The sequence below is a fragment of the Calidifontibacter indicus genome (genome assembly GCF_003386865.1).
GTDB lineage: Bacteria > Actinomycetota > Actinomycetes > Actinomycetales > Dermatophilaceae > Yimella > Yimella indica.
Genome location: NZ_QTUA01000001.1, coordinates 1,008,087 through 1,023,007 on the forward strand (window position 1 = coordinate 1,008,087; position 14,921 = coordinate 1,023,007).

The 14,921-nt window shown below is 68.9% G+C and carries 15 protein-coding genes; 8 read left to right on the forward strand and 7 right to left on the reverse strand.

What is annotated here, in order from left to right; all coding sequences use genetic code 11:
• Window positions 1-24: 24 nt before the first annotated feature.
• The 3 genes from DFJ65_RS04810 to DFJ65_RS04820 form a co-directional block, all read right to left on the reverse strand.
• On the reverse strand, window positions 25-840 hold the full coding sequence (locus DFJ65_RS04810) for a class F sortase (RefSeq protein WP_115922049.1): 816 nt from the start codon (window positions 838-840) through the stop codon (window positions 25-27).
• A 7-nt stretch (window positions 841-847) separates the two neighbouring features.
• A complete protein-coding gene (locus DFJ65_RS17700; RefSeq protein WP_211308366.1) occupies window positions 848-1,831 on the reverse strand; it encodes a DUF6801 domain-containing protein in 984 nt (327 codons plus the stop codon).
• A 171-nt stretch (window positions 1,832-2,002) separates the two neighbouring features.
• The gene (locus tag DFJ65_RS04820; RefSeq protein ID WP_115922050.1) at window positions 2,003-3,208 is read right to left on the reverse strand and encodes an NADH-quinone oxidoreductase subunit D; all 1,206 of its coding nucleotides are present in this window, start codon (window positions 3,206-3,208) and stop codon (window positions 2,003-2,005) included.
• An 87-nt stretch (window positions 3,209-3,295) separates the two neighbouring features.
• On the opposite strand from DFJ65_RS04820, the gene DFJ65_RS04825 reads away from it, so the two are divergent.
• Window positions 3,296-4,252, forward strand: a complete 957-nt coding sequence (locus DFJ65_RS04825; RefSeq protein WP_147301309.1) for a DUF8017 domain-containing protein — start codon at window positions 3,296-3,298, stop codon at window positions 4,250-4,252.
• On the opposite strand, the gene DFJ65_RS04830 is transcribed toward DFJ65_RS04825, so the two are convergent.
• Complete coding sequence (locus DFJ65_RS04830) at window positions 4,227-5,204, reverse strand: SAM-dependent methyltransferase (RefSeq protein ID WP_170143996.1); 978 nt, start codon at window positions 5,202-5,204, stop codon at window positions 4,227-4,229. The two genes, DFJ65_RS04825 and DFJ65_RS04830, sit on opposite strands and share 26 nt — an antisense overlap.
• Before the next feature lie 40 nt (window positions 5,205-5,244).
• Here DFJ65_RS04830 and DFJ65_RS04835 point away from each other — a divergent pair, with 40 nt between their 5' ends.
• From DFJ65_RS04835 to DFJ65_RS04845, 4 genes are all read left to right on the forward strand, one after another.
• Window positions 5,245-6,138 carry a Rossmann-like and DUF2520 domain-containing protein gene (locus DFJ65_RS04835; RefSeq protein WP_115922053.1) on the forward strand — a complete coding sequence of 298 codons (894 nt, stop codon included), beginning with the start codon at window positions 5,245-5,247 and terminating at the stop codon, window positions 6,136-6,138.
• Window positions 6,135-7,019 (forward strand): pantoate--beta-alanine ligase, encoded by an 885-nt coding sequence (gene panC / locus DFJ65_RS04840; RefSeq protein WP_115922054.1) that lies wholly within the window; start codon window positions 6,135-6,137, stop codon window positions 7,017-7,019. Before DFJ65_RS04835 ends, panC begins: the two co-directional genes overlap by 4 nt.
• A 78-nt stretch (window positions 7,020-7,097) precedes the next feature.
• Entirely contained in the window at window positions 7,098-7,259 is a 162-nt protein-coding gene (locus DFJ65_RS17375) for a hypothetical protein (RefSeq protein ID WP_170143934.1), read from the forward strand.
• Window positions 7,260-7,355: 96 nt separating this feature from the next.
• On the forward strand, window positions 7,356-7,694 hold the full coding sequence (locus tag DFJ65_RS04845; RefSeq protein WP_115922055.1) for a histone-like nucleoid-structuring protein Lsr2: 339 nt from the start codon (window positions 7,356-7,358) through the stop codon (window positions 7,692-7,694).
• Window positions 7,695-7,697: 3 nt separating this feature from the next.
• On the opposite strand, the gene ligD is transcribed toward DFJ65_RS04845, so the two are convergent.
• A complete protein-coding gene (gene ligD, locus DFJ65_RS04850; RefSeq protein WP_115922056.1) occupies window positions 7,698-8,603 on the reverse strand; it encodes a non-homologous end-joining DNA ligase in 906 nt (301 codons plus the stop codon).
• 2 nt (window positions 8,604-8,605) lie between these two features.
• Entirely contained in the window at window positions 8,606-9,589 is a 984-nt protein-coding gene (locus DFJ65_RS04855; protein WP_170143997.1) for an ATP-dependent DNA ligase, read from the reverse strand.
• 16 nt (window positions 9,590-9,605) lie between these two features.
• Between DFJ65_RS04855 and ku the strand changes: the two genes are divergently transcribed.
• Window positions 9,606-10,403, forward strand: a complete 798-nt coding sequence (gene ku, locus DFJ65_RS04860) for a non-homologous end joining protein Ku (protein ID WP_115922058.1) — start codon at window positions 9,606-9,608, stop codon at window positions 10,401-10,403.
• Between the two features lie 3 nt (window positions 10,404-10,406).
• Window positions 10,407-10,916, forward strand: coding sequence for an arsenate reductase/protein-tyrosine-phosphatase family protein (locus tag DFJ65_RS04865; RefSeq protein WP_115922059.1), 510 nt, complete (start codon window positions 10,407-10,409; stop codon window positions 10,914-10,916).
• Window positions 10,917-10,948: 32 nt separating this feature from the next.
• Here the strand turns inward: DFJ65_RS04865 and DFJ65_RS04870 are convergent, their stop codons facing one another.
• On the reverse strand, window positions 10,949-12,046 hold the full coding sequence (locus DFJ65_RS04870; RefSeq protein WP_115922060.1) for a hypothetical protein: 1,098 nt from the start codon (window positions 12,044-12,046) through the stop codon (window positions 10,949-10,951).
• Between the two features lie 192 nt (window positions 12,047-12,238).
• On the opposite strand from DFJ65_RS04870, the gene DFJ65_RS04875 reads away from it, so the two are divergent.
• On the forward strand, window positions 12,239-14,788 hold the full coding sequence (locus tag DFJ65_RS04875; protein WP_115922061.1) for an ATP-dependent Clp protease ATP-binding subunit: 2,550 nt from the start codon (window positions 12,239-12,241) through the stop codon (window positions 14,786-14,788).
• Window positions 14,789-14,921 lie beyond the last annotated feature (133 nt).

The following is a 14,921-nucleotide window of genomic DNA, read 5'->3' on the forward strand; positions in this document are numbered from 1 at the left end:
TTCAGCGGGATCTCCGGGCGGGGATCAGCCCGGGTTGGCCCAGACCACCCAGTTGCCCTCGAAGTGCCCACCGTTGATCGGCGTCTTCGGGTCACAGGTGATGAGGCGCAGCACCGGGGTGGGGGAGTTCGCTGCCCAGATCGTGCCGTCCTTCGGCACCGCCGCCTTCGACACCGGACGCGACTGGGTCGCGGTGAAGGAGACGCGGTCGCCCGAGGTGTAGGTGACCAGGATCTTGTTGCCGGGCACGACCTTGAGCAGGTTGTAGAACGTGTCGGGTGCGCCGCCCCAGGTGACGTGACCGACGAGGATCGATGCGCCGCGCTTGCCCGGCAGCGCCCATCCCCGTTCGGCGTACCAGCCCGCGGTTCCTCCCGGAGGCGCGAGGACGTTCTGGGAGTCGAGGTAGGTCGGGACCAGCGAGGCGTTGACGATCGTGCGTCCGCCGCTGTCGAAGACGTAGACCCGGGACGGCGAGCCGGTCGGGTTGGTGGTGGTGGTACCGCCGGTCGCGGTGCTGCTCGAGGCGGAGCCGGACGCGCCGGTCGTCGACGAGCCGGACGCACCTGACGTGGCCGAAGCGTTGGTCGACGAACCCGGGGTGCCGCCCGTCGACGTGGTGCCTGCAGCGGAGCCGGCCGAAGACGACCCGGTTGACCCGGACGCGCTCATCGAGCGGGCGTGGGTGCTGCCGGTGGCACCGGCGTACTGCGAGACCGAATAGGTCGCCGAGTCACTGCTCGGCGAACCGATCTCGGAGTTGTCACCGCAACCGGCAGCGACGGCCACGAAGGCCGCCGCTGCCAGTGCAGCTCCCGCGAACTGAAGGCGGTGACGCATGCGTTGATCAGTCCTCGCGGCGACCGCTCAGCGACGCACCGGCAACAGCCAGCAGGCCGAGCGCTCCGGCGCCGACACCGGCGACGGTCCACAGGTTCGCGCCGCCGTCGGAGGCGCCGCCGTCGGTCTGGACGGTGCTCGGGGTGACCGGGCCGGTGGGCTCAGTGGTGGTCGTCGGCTCAGTGGTGGTCGTCGGCTCGGTGGTGCCGGTGGGCTCGGTGGTGCCGGTGGGCTCGGTGGTGCCGGTGGGCTCGGTGGTGCCGGTGGGCTCGGTGGTGGTGGTGGTCGGCTCCGAGGTCGTCGGGTCGGTGGTCGTCGGCTCCGAGGTCGTCGGGTCGGTGGTCGTCGGCTCCGACGTGGTCGGCTCGGTGGTCGTCGTCTCAGCGGCGACGACATCGATGGTGCCGACCGTCGCGTCCTGGCCCGCCGTCAAGGTGCACGTGATCGGCAGGAGCAGATCGGGCGTGCCGTTCTTGTAGGTCTGGATGCTTGCGGTGAAGTCGCCGACCTTGACCTCGAGCGAGCCGGGGGCTGTCGGTGCGGTCTCGGCCGCACCGATGCCGGTGGCCGTCGTGGTCAACGCCCCGGAGGCGGGAACTGCGGTCTTGCCGATGGTCAGGTTCGCCGAGCGGTCTAGTCCGGCAAGCGTGTACTTCGCGACGCTGGTGCCGTCGACCTCGGTCTCACCGAGGAAGCGCAGCGTGTTGGCGGAGTCGGGCGAAGTAGTCACCTTGGCCGAGATGGCCGGGGCGGGGATGGCCGCGCCGACGGTCACCTGGCTGGGCAGGTCGACGGTGACCTCGGCCGTCCAGGTGCCCTGCTGCGCCACCTGGCCGAAGACGTTTGCTTCGCAGCTGTACTGCAGCGGTGCGGTGGTGGCCGCGGTGGCCTGACCGGCGGTCATGGCGCCGAGGCCGATGAGGCCGGTGCCCGCGACGATGCCGACGGCACCGAGGGTCGCCAGTGAACGGCGAGTTGTCTTGTTACGCATGAAGGTTCTCCTTAGACCCGCCACTCTGATCCGAGCCCGCGGGTTACCACTGGGTAATGGACGATTTGCAGGCTAACCGAATGTGACCTGGATCGCATTACTACGAAGCGACAATTTTGAACGGGCGACCAAACAGGATCACCCAGTGGACGCTCGGTGTCCGAAGGGCGGTCAGCGGTCGATGTCGCCGACGACGAAGAACATCGAACCGAGGATCGCCACCATGTCGGCGACCAGGGTGCCTTCGAGCAGTTCGCCCAGCACGGCGACGTTGTTGAACGACGCTGAGCGCAGCTTGAGCCGCCACGGAGTCTTGTCCCCACGGGAAACGAGGTAGTAGCCGTTGAAGCCGAGCGGGTTCTCGGTGGCCACGTAATCGGTGCCCTCGGGCACCTTCAACACCTTCGGCAGCTTCACGTTGACGGGTCCGGCGGGCATCGACCGGAGTCGGTCGACGCAGGCCTGTGCGAGGTCCAGCGACACATGGATCTGCTCGAGCAGTACCTCCAGGCGGGCCTCGCAGTCGCCCGCGGTGCGGGTCACCACGCGTCCGGGGCCGCCGTCGGCGAACAACTCGCCGTAGGCGAGGTAGGGCTGGTCGCGGCGCAGGTCGACGTCCAGCCCGCTGGCCCGGGCGATCGGCCCGGTGACGCCGTAGCCCTTGGCCGTGGCGGTCGACAGCACTCCGACCCCGCGGGTGCGGGCCTGCAGGATCTCGTTGCCGAGCAGCAGCGACTCCAACTCGGGCATGCGCCCGCGAACCGCCCCAATGGCCTGCTCCACGCGGTGCAACCAGCCGGCCGGCAGGTCATCGCGCAGGCCGCCGACCCGGGAAAACATGTAGTGCATCCGGCCGCCGGAGATCTCCTCCATCACCGCCTGCAACTCCTCGCGCTCGCGGAAGCTGTAGAAGATCGGCGTGATCGCGCCCAACTCCAACGGGTAGGAGCCGGCGAACATCAGGTGGTTGAGCACCCGGTTGAGCTCGGCGAGCAGGGTGCGGGTCCAGGTGGCTCGCTCCGGCACGTCCATGCCGAGCATCCGTTCGACGGTGAGCGCGACCCCGATCTCGTTGCTGAACGCCGACAGCCAGTCGTGCCGGTTGGCCAGCACCATGATCTGCCGGTAGTCGCGCACCTCGAACAGCTTCTCCGCGCCGCGGTGCATGTAACCGATGATCGGCTCGGCGTGCTTGATGAGCTCACCGTCGAGCGTCAGTCGCAGCCGTAGAACGCCGTGGGTCGCCGGGTGCTGCGGGCCGATGTTCAGCACCATGTCGGTGGTGGTGAAACCGCTTGCGCCGACGGTCGCCGTCACCGATCCGGACGGCGAGGAGGCGGGGCGTCCCGCGTCGGCAGCGGGGGTGGCGGCAGGCATGGGAGTCAGTCCATCGCAGCGTGAGCTCGATCGCAAGCCGCCTCGCGGGGGCCGGCTCCGCGCGCTGCGGAAGGTAGCTTGGGGCAGGTGAACGATCAAATGGGGGATCAGCAGCCGCGCTCACCGCAGGACCGTTACTACGAGCGGTACCTGCAGGACACCGACCCGACCTTGCGCGGCTCGGGCGGCGGCAGGGGTCGCCGTAACGCTCTGATCGCCGGTGGGGTGGCGGCCGTCCTGCTCGTCGGCGGTGGGGGCGTCTTCCTCGCCACCCGCGGCGGCGGCACGGTCGACGACGTCGGTGCGGCGAGCACGACCTCGGCCGCCAATCCGTCGACGTCCGCCGGGTCGCAGGGACCGTCCTCGACCACCACGTCGTCGAGCACGTCCTCGTCCAGCTCGAGCAGCTCGAGTTCGGTCGATCCGCAGGCCACCCGCGCCGCCGTGTACGGCCCGGCGGTGAAGCCGGGCTGGCGGATCGTGGAGGGGAAGAAGGACACCAGCAAGGCGGCGTACGACATCCCGGCGGACGAGAAGAAGTGGTCGCCGCCGTCTCGCTCGGACACCCTCCTCGGCTGGACGCGCGAGAACAAGGAGGACAAGAGCGTGCTCACCAGCGCGCCGAGCACGTACCTCAAGGGCTCCTGTGCGACCTACAAGTCGGGCAACGCCGGCTTCGTCGGGTTCGTCAACATCGGCTCGCGAGACCCCTCGGAGGTCGCCCCCGATGTCGTCGAGCGCACCTCGAAGTTGATCCGCTACAACAAGACGACCAAGCAGTACGCGAAGGCGAGTGCGATCCGCACCCGCCAGATCACCGTCAACGGCGGCAAGACACCTGCCATCGAGTCGTTGATGACCTTCGAGAAGGGTGACGTCGACGCGAAGCAGTGCGACGGCAAGAACTACGAGGCGCGCACGATCGCGTTCTCCGGCAACGGCGTCTCGACGATGCTGCTGATCTTCCGCGACATGGACCACCCGGACAAGATGCCCGACCAGGACATCCTCGACGTCATCAACTCGCTGCGTCCGATGAAGTGACCGGGGCGACCCGGTCGAACGACCACCGGAAGTCGCCCAATCCGCCCGGGGCGGTCAGCGCCGTCCAGGCTGCCCGGGCGCGCAACGCCGCCACATAGCCGGACGGGTCGGTGCCGGCGCGCGCGTGATCGGGGCGTGCCGGTCGGTCGAGGAACTCGTCCGCGACCTCGTGCTGGCGCAGCAACCGGTCGGCACCGAGGCAGTCCATCGCGACGTGCGCGGTGAGGTCGGTCGATCCGTCGAAGCGGGGCGCGCAGACCGCGCCCGCTCGGTAACCGACGAAGGTGCCGCCCTCGGGTCGGTCGTCGGCGGTGTGGGTGTAGTCGACGCAGACCAGCAGTCCGTCGCTCAACCTCGACCGCAGGTCGCGGTAGGCCGCGTCGCGTCGCAACCCGATCTCGACGACCTCGCCGTCCGGCCAGTGCGCGCGGCGCCACGTGTCCTGAGCGTCGTCCAACGGCCGGTCGGGCACCAGGTCACCGTCACCGTCGACAGCGAGCAACCGGAACCCGGCGTCGGTGTGCACCGCGATGTCGCAGGGGACGACGTCGAGCCACTCGTGGGCGAACACGAGGGCGCCGCGCAGGTCGGTCAGTTGCTCCGGCAGGCGTTCCGCGCCGGGTGACACCAGCCAGTCGATCCCGGGCGCGAGCGAGGAAGGTCGGGGCACCACGTCGACCCCGAGCAGTCGAAGGTGTGGCGCTCGCTCACGCAGGAGGTTCAGGAGTTCGCCTCTGCCACAACCGATCTCGATGATCTGCTCGAGGTGATGGGCGGCCGCGACAGCCGCGACGAGATCGGCCAGCAGTTCGTCGACCCCGGGGAGTCCTTGGGCCGAGGTGACGAAATGGCCGGCCGGCCCAGCCGCTTGCCGGTAGAACCCGGACGGCCCGTAGAGCGCCTGCGCCCACGCGCCGGGCAGGTCGCGCAGCGGGGCGTCGGTGGTCGGCATCTGCGCAGCGTACGAGGTGGCCGGTAACGTCGTGCGGGTGATGCACCAGCCGCCCGCCCTGCGTATCGGAATCGTCGGCATCGGCCGGGTCGGTGCAGTGCTCGGTGCGGCGCTGCGGTCGGCCGGCCACGCGATCGTCGCCGCCTCCGCGGTGAGTGAGGCATCGCTGGCGCGTGCCGAGGAACTCCTGCCCGGCGTGCCGATCCTGCCCATCCCGCAGGTGGTTGCGCGCGCCGAGGTCACCTTGCTCGCCGTGCCGGACGATGCCCTGCGTCCGTTGACCGACGGACTCGGCGCCGAGAACGCCTGGGGGCCAGGACGATTGGTCATCCACACCAGCGGGTTCCACGGGCCGTCTGCGTTGCCCGCCGTGCTCGCGGCAGGCGGTGACGTGGTCGCGATGCACCCGGCGATGACCTTCACCGGCACCGCCAAGGACCTGCCGCGTCTGATCGGCACGCCGTTCGCGGTGACCGGGTCGCCCGGCGCGCAGCTGGTCGGCGAGGCGATCGTCGTCGACCTCGGCGGCGATCCTTTTCCGCTCGCCGAAGCCGACCGTCCGCGCTACCACGCCGCCTTGGCGCACGGCTCCAATCACCTGGTCACGCTCGTCGGGCAGGCGCAGCAGACACTGCGCGAGATCGGCATCGACGATCCGTCCCGAGTGCTGCGTCCGCTGCTCGAAGCGAGCCTGGAGAACGCGCTGGAACGCGGGGACAGGGCCCTCACCGGGCCGGTCGGACGTGGCGACGTCGAGACCGTCCGGGCGCATCTGTCGGTGCTGACCGGCGATGTGCTGATGGCCTATCGTGCGATGGCCCGTGCCACCTTGGAACGAGCCGCGCGGCGCCGCGCCGTGCCCGCCGAGTCCGTCGACCCGATGACCGACCTGTTCCACGAGTCGAACAACCCTGTGTCCGAGGAGGACCGATGACCGACCTGACGATCGCCCACAGCCGCGAGGAACTCGCGGCCGCACGTCGCGAACTGGCCGGCACCGTCGGTGTGACGATGACGATGGGCGCATTGCACAGCGGCCACGCCGAGCTGATCAAGCAGGCCCGCGAACAGGTCGACCACGTGATCGTCACGATCTTCCTCAACCCCCTGCAGTTCGCCCAGGGCGAAGACCTCTCCCGCTACCCGCGCACCTTCGAGTCCGACGTCGAGATCTGCCGCGAGTACGGCGCGCAACTGGTGTTCGCGCCGAGCCCCGACGTCGTCTACCCCGAGGGCGAACCGGGTATCCGGGTGGCTGCCGGCCCGCTCGGCAGCGTGCTCGAGGGAGCCTCGCGTCCGGGTCACTTCGACGGTGTGCTGACGGTCGTCGCGAAGCTGCTGCACCTCACCCAGCCGGACAAGGCGTTCTTCGGCCAGAAGGACGCCCAGCAGTTGCTGCTCATCCGCCGGATGGTGCGCGACCTCGACTTCCCGGTCGAGATCGTGCCGGTCGCCACCGTGCGCGAGGGCGACGGTCTGGCGCTCAGCAGCCGCAACACCTACCTGTCCGACGCCGACCGCGACGTGGCGCTCAGCCTGTCGACCGCGCTGAAGGCCGGCGCGGCCATGGCCGAGACGGGCCCGGCCGCGATCAGGCGCGCCGCTCGCGACGTGCTCGTGCGGGAACCGCTGGCGATCGTCGACTATCTCGTGCTGGTGCACCCGACGACCCTGGAACAGGTGCCGGAGTGGTACCGCGGCCCGGCGCTGCTCGCGGTGGCCGCCAAGGTCGGCACCACCCGGCTGATCGACAACCTGCCGCTGGTGGTGGGCCCGGGCGGCGGCGAGCGGCCGGTCGTCGAGTACGCCGACTGACCCGTAGTGGGCTGTACCGGCCCGCACTGAGCATGCCCTTGTCCGACCACACAGGACGGGGATCTAAACTTGCTCCTCGTGTGGCCCTACATCGCGACCCTGTTGCCGTCCATCGGGCTGCTCTATCTCTTCTACGTGATCATGAAGCACATCCTCGAGGGCGACCGACGCGAACGAATCGCGCAGGCGCAGTGGGAGCGCGATCACGAAATCGGCCCGCCGCCGTCCGACCATTCCTGATATTCACAGTTGTTTCGGGTCGGTTGCCCGTTCGCACCTTCGTGCCGCTAAATTGGTCCCTGGCAATGCCGATATGACAATTTTCGGAGGAACAAAATGGCGCAGCGCGTCCAGATCAAGCTCATCGACGACCTCGACGGGACCGACGCCGAAGAGACGGTTTCCTTCGGGCTCGACGGGGTCTCGTATGAAATCGACCTTTCGCAGGCGAACGCCGCGCAATTGCGTGACGACCTCGCCAAGTGGGTCGGCAGCGCCCGCCGGGTGAAGGGCCGTGTTTCGCGCACCACCCGCGCGACGGGCGGAAGCAGCGGAAACAGCAAGGACGACCTGAACAAGATTCGCGAATGGGGCCGGCAGAACGGTTACCAGGTGAGCGAGCGCGGACGTGTTTCGCGTGAGGTGCAGGAAGCCTACGCCGCAGCCAACGGCTGACGGTCAGGAATTGAGGGCGGCCATCAGGTCGCCGTCGGTCGCGAGGCGTTCCATCACCTCGTAGATATCGAGTTGACGCAGCACCCCCGGGTGCTGCGTTTCTCGTTCCAGCTCCTCCCAGCGGCGCGGGGCGGCGACGGTCGGGCGTTCCTTGGCGCGCATCGAATACGGGCAGATGGTGGTCTTGGCGGCCACGTTCTGCGACCAGTCGAGCAGGATCTTTCCTTTGCGCAGGCTGGTGGTCATCTTCCAGACCACCCGATCCGGGTGCTTCGCAGTGAGTTCCTGGGCGAGTTCGCGCATCGTGTCGCGCACTTCGTCGCTGGTGAGTTCACCGTCGGTCGGCGCATAGATCTGCAGGCCCTTGCTGCCGGAGGTCACCGGCACGGTGCGCGAATAGCCGAGTTCGGCGAGGCGGTCACGGATCTGCAAGGCGAGTTCGGCGCATTCGTGCAACCCGGCGGGTGCTCCCGGATCGAGGTCGATCACGAGGCGATCCGGATTGCGCGGCTCGCCGTCCTCCACCCGCCATTGCGGCGTGTGCAATTCGATCGAGGCGAGGTTGACCAGGTAGGTGAGGGTGGCGACGTCCGGCACCAGGGGATAGATCACCTTGTCGCCACCGCGGGAGCCGCGCGAGTTGATCGTCACCCGTTCCAGCCATTCCGGCGCCCCGGACGGAAGGTTCTTCTCGAAGAAACTGATGCCACCGACACCTTCGGGGAAGCGGATACGGGTGACCGGGCGTCCGGCGAGTTGGGGGAGCAACACGGGCGCGACGGTTGCGTAATAGTGCAACACCTCGCCCTTGGTCGTCTCGGTGGCGGGATAAAGGATCTTGTCGAGATTGGACAGTCCGAGTGTTCGGCCTTCGACCTCGACGGTCACGGTCTTTTTCGCATCGGGCATCGTCAGCGCTCCTCGTCGAGGGTCGGGTCGAGGTTCGGATCGGGATTCGGAATCGGGTCCAGCAGATCGGCCGGACGCAGGTCGGCACGCAGCCCGCGCCACGACGGCTGTCGCAGCCGGCCCTGGTCGGACAGCCCGTGGAACTCCACGTCGGCGACGAGCACCGGTTCGACCCACACGGTGTCCTTCGCGTCGACATCGGGCACACCGGTGACCACGGGCGGTGTGTCGCGGCGCAACGGCAACAGATCGCGGGCCAGCAGCACACCCCGGCGTCCGGCGAGACCCGAGCCGACCCGTCCGCGATAGGCGAGACCGGCGTCCGTCGGCTCGGCGAGCAGCACCGCGCCGAGCGCGGAACCGGCCTGTTCGCGACGCCAGCCGACGATCACGTAGCTCGCCGTGCGCCGGTGCACCGACTTGCGCCAGTCGTCGCTGCGCGCCCCCGGCACGTACTTCGACTCGACCCGTTTCGACACGATGCCCTCGATGCCCTCGTCGGCGGTCGCGGCCAGCAGCGCCTCGCCGTCCGGGAAGTCGGGTGGCACGGTCACCCATTTCGACGACGGGTTGATGCCGGTCAGCAAAGCGCGGCGTTCGCGCCAGGTGCGCCCGGTCACCGGCGTGCCCATCACGCGCAGCACGTCGAACACCATCGCGGTCACCGGCGCGCTCGCCGACAACTCTGCGGCGGTGTGCGCGTCGACGACGTTGAACCGTTCGGCCAGCGCCGCGAACGAGGGGCGACCCTGCTTCATCACCACGATCTCGGCATCGAGCAGGACGTCCTCGAAATCGGTGAGTGCGGCTACGGGAGCGGCGAGTTCGGGGAAGGCGACCGTGACGTCACGCTCGGTGCGGCTGAACAGGCGCACCCGGTGGTCGCGGACGTCGATGAGGGCACGCATACCGTCCCACTTCACCTCGTGGCGCCAACCGTCGCCGGTCGGAACCATCTCTGCCGGGGTGGCGAGCATGGGACGCATGGGGCAATCTTGACGGATGCGAGCGATCTGGAAGGGCGCAGTCTCCTTCGGCCTGGTCAACGTCCCGGTGCGGTTGTACTCCGCGACCGAGAACCACGACGTCCAGTTCCGTCAGGTGCACCGCACCGACGGGGGACGGATCAAGTACCAGCGGGTGTGCGCGATCGACGGGGAGCAAGTCTCCTACGACGACATCGCCAAGGGCTACGAGACACCGGACGGCGATATGGTCGTGCTCGACGACGACGACCTCGCCGACCTGCCGATCAGCACCACCAAGGAGATCGCGGTCGACCGGTTCGTGCCGGCCGAGCAGATCGACCCGTTGGTGCTCGACAAGTCGTACTACCTGGAGCCGGACAAGTCGGCGGTGAAGCCGTACGTGCTGCTGCGCGAGGCGCTGGAACAGACCGATCGGGTGGCGCTGGTGACGGTGTCGCTGCGCACCCGGATGACCGTCGCGCTGCTGCGGGTGCGCGACGACGTGATCGTGTTGCAGACCCTCTTGTGGCCCGACGAGGTGCGCGCCGCCGAGTTCGGGGTGCTCGACGAGGACACCCCGACGGTCAAGAAGGCAGAACTCGAGATGGCGCACATGCTCGTCGAGTCGCTCGCCGGCGACTACGACCCGGACGCCTACACCGACGACTACGAGGAGGCCGTCAAGGCCGTGGTCGAGGCGAAGCTGAAGGGCGGCGAGGTCAAGAAGCCGGTCGAGGCCGCGGAGTCCGAGGGCGAGGTCGTAGACCTGCTCGCGGCGCTGCAACAGAGCGTCGACCGGGCCAAGAAGGCCCGCGGCGAGGCCGCCGGCTGATCGATGCCGAAGGTTCTGTTCGTCTGCACCGGCAACATCTGTCGTTCGGCGTTCGCCGAGCGGATGGCCCGCAGCCTGTCCGACGGGAGCTGGCAGTACGCGTCCGCCGGCACCGGTGCGCTGGTCGGCTCGCCGGTCGATCCGCCGATGGCGCGTGAGCTCGAGGCGCGCGGCGGCAGTGCCGACGGGTTCGCCGCGCAACAGGTGACTCCCGAGCTCGTGCGCGACGCCGACCTGGTGCTCTGCATGACCGCCGCGCACCGCGCCTGGCTGGTCGAGGAGGTGCCGCGCGCCCTGCGCCGCACCACTTTGTTGACCCGCTTCGCGGCCGGGCTGGCCGACCAACCGACCGCGGTCGGCCAGGAGTTGGTGCGGGCCGTGCTCGACAGCCGGCCCGACAGCAGGCATGCCGACATCGCCGATCCCTACCGCCGCGGCGACGAGGCAGCGGCGACGGCCGCACGGGAGATCGCGCTCCAGGTGTGGCGGATCGTGCGGGCGGTGGAGGGCTGATCGCTGCTTGTCGCGCGCGGCTGCAGCGCCGGTCAGTGCGCGCGGAGCACGCCGTGGTCGAGCAGTTCGCCGACCGCCTCGTCGACCAGACGCTCGGCGTCCGGGTGGTCGCCGAACGACTCGCGGGCCAGTGCGAGCAGGTCGTGCCGATCGAAGTCCTCGGTGTCGGCGTGCAGCCAGGCGAGTGCACCCAACCCGTCGAGCACGATCGGTTGATTGCCGCGCAGCAGCAGCACGCGTCCGTCGTGCTCGATCGCGTCGAGGTAGTCGCCCCGGCGTAACGCTCGAGCGCCGGTCGCCGCGTCGTCTTTGGCTTCGCTCCGGTCCTCGTCGCCGGTCGCCCGTGGCGGATGGTGCACGAAACCGAGCGGCGGGCGCCGGCTCGTGAGCGCCGTCCGCACCAGGTCGGTGGCCTCCCCGATCTCGGAGTAGTCGAGGCGCCACGGCCCGCCGAGGCTCGCCACCAGGTCGGCCAGTCGGCGCAAGGGTTGGCGCATGCGGGGGAGCGCGGAGGTCTGCGGGATGAGTTCGATCAGCCCGTCGATCAGCGGCACCGCGGTGAGTTCGGGAGCGCGGGGGGTGTCGCGCGACCGGCGCAGGAGGACGACGGCGGCCGCACGAAGGTCACCGTCCGGCGCGGGTGTCATGGCGAGTTCGTCGGGGCCGTGCTGGCTCTTGGCGTAGGGCACCGCCGGGTCGATCACGACCGACACCGGCTTCGGGTAGCGCCGCACGGTGTCGTCGGCATCGACCGCGATCGTCTCGTCGCTGACGTAGCCGAGGCCCGCCTGCGACAACCGCACCGCGGCCGTGGTCTTGCCGGTGCCGGACGCCGCCACCAGCACCGCCACCCGTCCGGAGGCCGGATCGGCCAGCCCGCACGCGTGGAACATCAGGCGCTCGCCCGCCTGGTCGGTGATCGCGGCCGTCGTGAGCGCCGACGCGAGCGCGTAGTCGTGGCTGTCGGTGAGCTCACCGCCGGGGTGGGTGAGCGTCGGGACGTCGTCGGGAACGGCGGTGTCGTCGGGCAGCAGGCACCGCGCCCACTGCCCGCTCAACCGGTCACGGTCGGCGTCGGCGCAGTGCACCAGCACGGTCGTGCCGAAGGCGTCGACGACGAGACGGGGCATGGCCGCGATCCTAAGCGGACGCAGGTTCAGCCCTACGCGTAATTACCGGGGGAGGATCGTGGAACAGAGCCGGGGTGGGTCGCGTTGACCCCACCAGAGTTCGTGCGTGAGTCGTCCACGGCCGCAGATCCGGCCCCCCGATGACAGGCGCGACGACTAGCATCGAACGAAGTAGAGCCGAGGGAGTTCGACATGTTTGAACGGTTCACCGACCGTGCCCGCCGCGTGGTGGTGCTTGCGCAGGAAGAAGCGCGCATGCTCAACCACAACTACATCGGGACCGAGCACATCCTGCTCGGCCTCATCCACGAGGGTGAAGGCGTCGCCGCGAAGGCGCTGGAGCAGCTCGGGATCTCCTTGGAGGCCGTGCGTGAGCAGGTCCAGGAGATCATCGGCCCCTCTCACCAGCCGCAGTCGGGGCACATCCCGTTCACCCCGCGCGCCAAGAAGGTGCTTGAGCTCTCGCTGCGCGAGGGCCTGCAGCTCAACCACTCCTACATCGGCACCGAGCACATCCTGCTCGGTCTGATCCGTGAGGGTGAGGGCGTTGCCGCCCAGGTGCTGGTGAAGATGGGTGCCGACCTGCCCCGCGTCCGCCAGCAGGTGATCCAGCTGGTGTCCGGGTTCAACAACGGCGAGAAGGGCGAGAAGGCCGGCGCGGGCGTCGGTCAGGGCGGCCCGGAGGCCGGTCAGCCGGCCGGTTCGCTGGTGCTCGACCAGTTCGGTCGCAACCTGACGCAGGCTGCCCACGAGGGCAAGCTCGACCCGGTCATCGGGCGCGAGAAGGAGATCGAGCGGGTCATGCAGGTGCTGTCCCGCCGCACCAAGAACAACCCGGTGCTCATCGGTGAGCCCGGCGTCGGCAAGACCGCCGTCGTCGAGGGCCTCGCCGCCGACATCGTGCGTGGCGACGTGCCCGAGACGCTGAAGGACAAGCAGCTCTACACGCTCGACCTCGGGTCGCTGGTGGCCGGTTCGCGCTACCGCGGCGACTTCGAGGAGCGCCTGAAGAAGGTGCTGAAGGAGATCCGCACCCGCGGCGACATCATCCTGTTCATCGACGAGATCCACACCCTCGTCGGTGCCGGTGCGGCCGAGGGCGCGATCGACGCCGCGTCCATCCTCAAGCCGATGCTGGCCCGCGGTGAGCTGCAGACCATCGGTGCCACCACGCTCGACGAGTACCGCAAGCACATCGAGAAGGACGCCGCGCTGGAGCGCCGCTTCCAGCCGATCCAGGTGCAGGAGCCGGCGATCCCGCACGCCATCGAGATCCTCAAGGGTCTGCGCGACCGCTACGAGGCACACCACCGCGTCACGATCACCGACGCCGCGCTGGTGGCCGCCGTCAACCTCGCCGACCGCTACGTCAACGACCGGCACCTGCCGGACAAGGCGATCGACCTCATCGACGAAGCGGGTGCTCGCCTGCGCATCCGTCGCATGACGGCCCCGGCCGACCTGCGCGAGTTCGACGAGAAGATCGCCCACGTGCGCCGCGAGAAGGAGTCGGCCATCGACGGCCAGGACTTCGAGAAGGCGGCGTCGCTGCGCGACGACGAGAAGAAGCTCATCGACGCCAAGGCCGAGCGCGAGAAGGCCTGGAAGTCGGGCGACCAGGACGTCGTGGCCGAGGTCGACGACGAGCTGATCGCCGAGGTGCTCGCTGCGTCCACCGGTATCCCGGTGTTCCAGCTCACCGAGGAGGAGTCGGCCCGCCTGCTGCGCATGGAGGACGAGCTGCACAAGCGCATCGTCGGCAACGACGACGCGATCAAGGCGCTGTCCCAGGCGATTCGCCGCACCCGTGCGGGTCTGAAGGACCCGCGCCGTCCGGGTGGCTCGTTCATCTTCGCCGGCCCGACCGGTGTCGGTAAGACGGAGCTGGCCCTTGCGCTCGCGGAGTTCTTGTTCGGTGACGACGACGCGTTGATCACGCTCGACATGTCGGAGTTCTCCGAGAAGCACACGGTGTCGCGACTGTTCGGTTCGCCTCCCGGCTACGTCGGGTACGAAGAGGGCGGTCAGCTCACCGAGAAGGTGCGCCGCAAGCCGTTCTCGGTCGTGCTGTTCGACGAGGTCGAAAAGGCCCACCCGGACATCTTCAACAGCCTCCTGCAGATCCTGGAGGACGGCCGGTTGACCGACAGTCAGGGTCGGGTGGTCGACTTCAAGAACACGATCATCATCATGACGACCAACCTCGGTACGCGTGACATCGCCAAGGGCGTGTCGCTGGGCTTCGCGTCCGGCAACGACACCGCCACCGGCTACGACAAGATGCGCGCGAAGGTCAACGAGGAGCTGAAGCAGCACTTCCGCCCCGAGTTCCTCAACCGTGTCGATGACACGATCGTGTTCCCGCAGCTTTCGCAGGACGAGATCGTCCAGATCGTCGACCTGATGGTCGCCCGTCTCGACGAGCGTCTGAAGGACAAGGACATGGCGATCGAGCTGACCCCGACCGCCAAGAACCTGCTGGCCAAGCGTGGTTACGACCCCGCGCTCGGTGCGCGTCCGTTGCGTCGCACGATCCAGCGAGAGATCGAGGACCAGCTGTCCGAGAAGCTGCTGTACGGCGAGCTCGGCGCGGGCGAGATCGTGCTGGTCGACGCCACCGGCGAGGGCAAGGACGACACGTTCACCTTCAAGGGTTCGCCGCGGGCCACCGCCCCCGACTCGCTCGAAGCCGAGACCGCCGCGATCGTCGACGGTGTCGACCTGGGCAAGACCGGCGAGTGATCGTCCGCTCGTAGTAGGACCCCCGCCCCCCTTGGGCAAACGCTGCGCCTTCCGGCAAACGCTGCTGTTGCAACAGCAGCACCTGCCGGGAGGCGCAGTGTTTGCGTGCGCGGGGGTCCACTAGCGTTGCGTG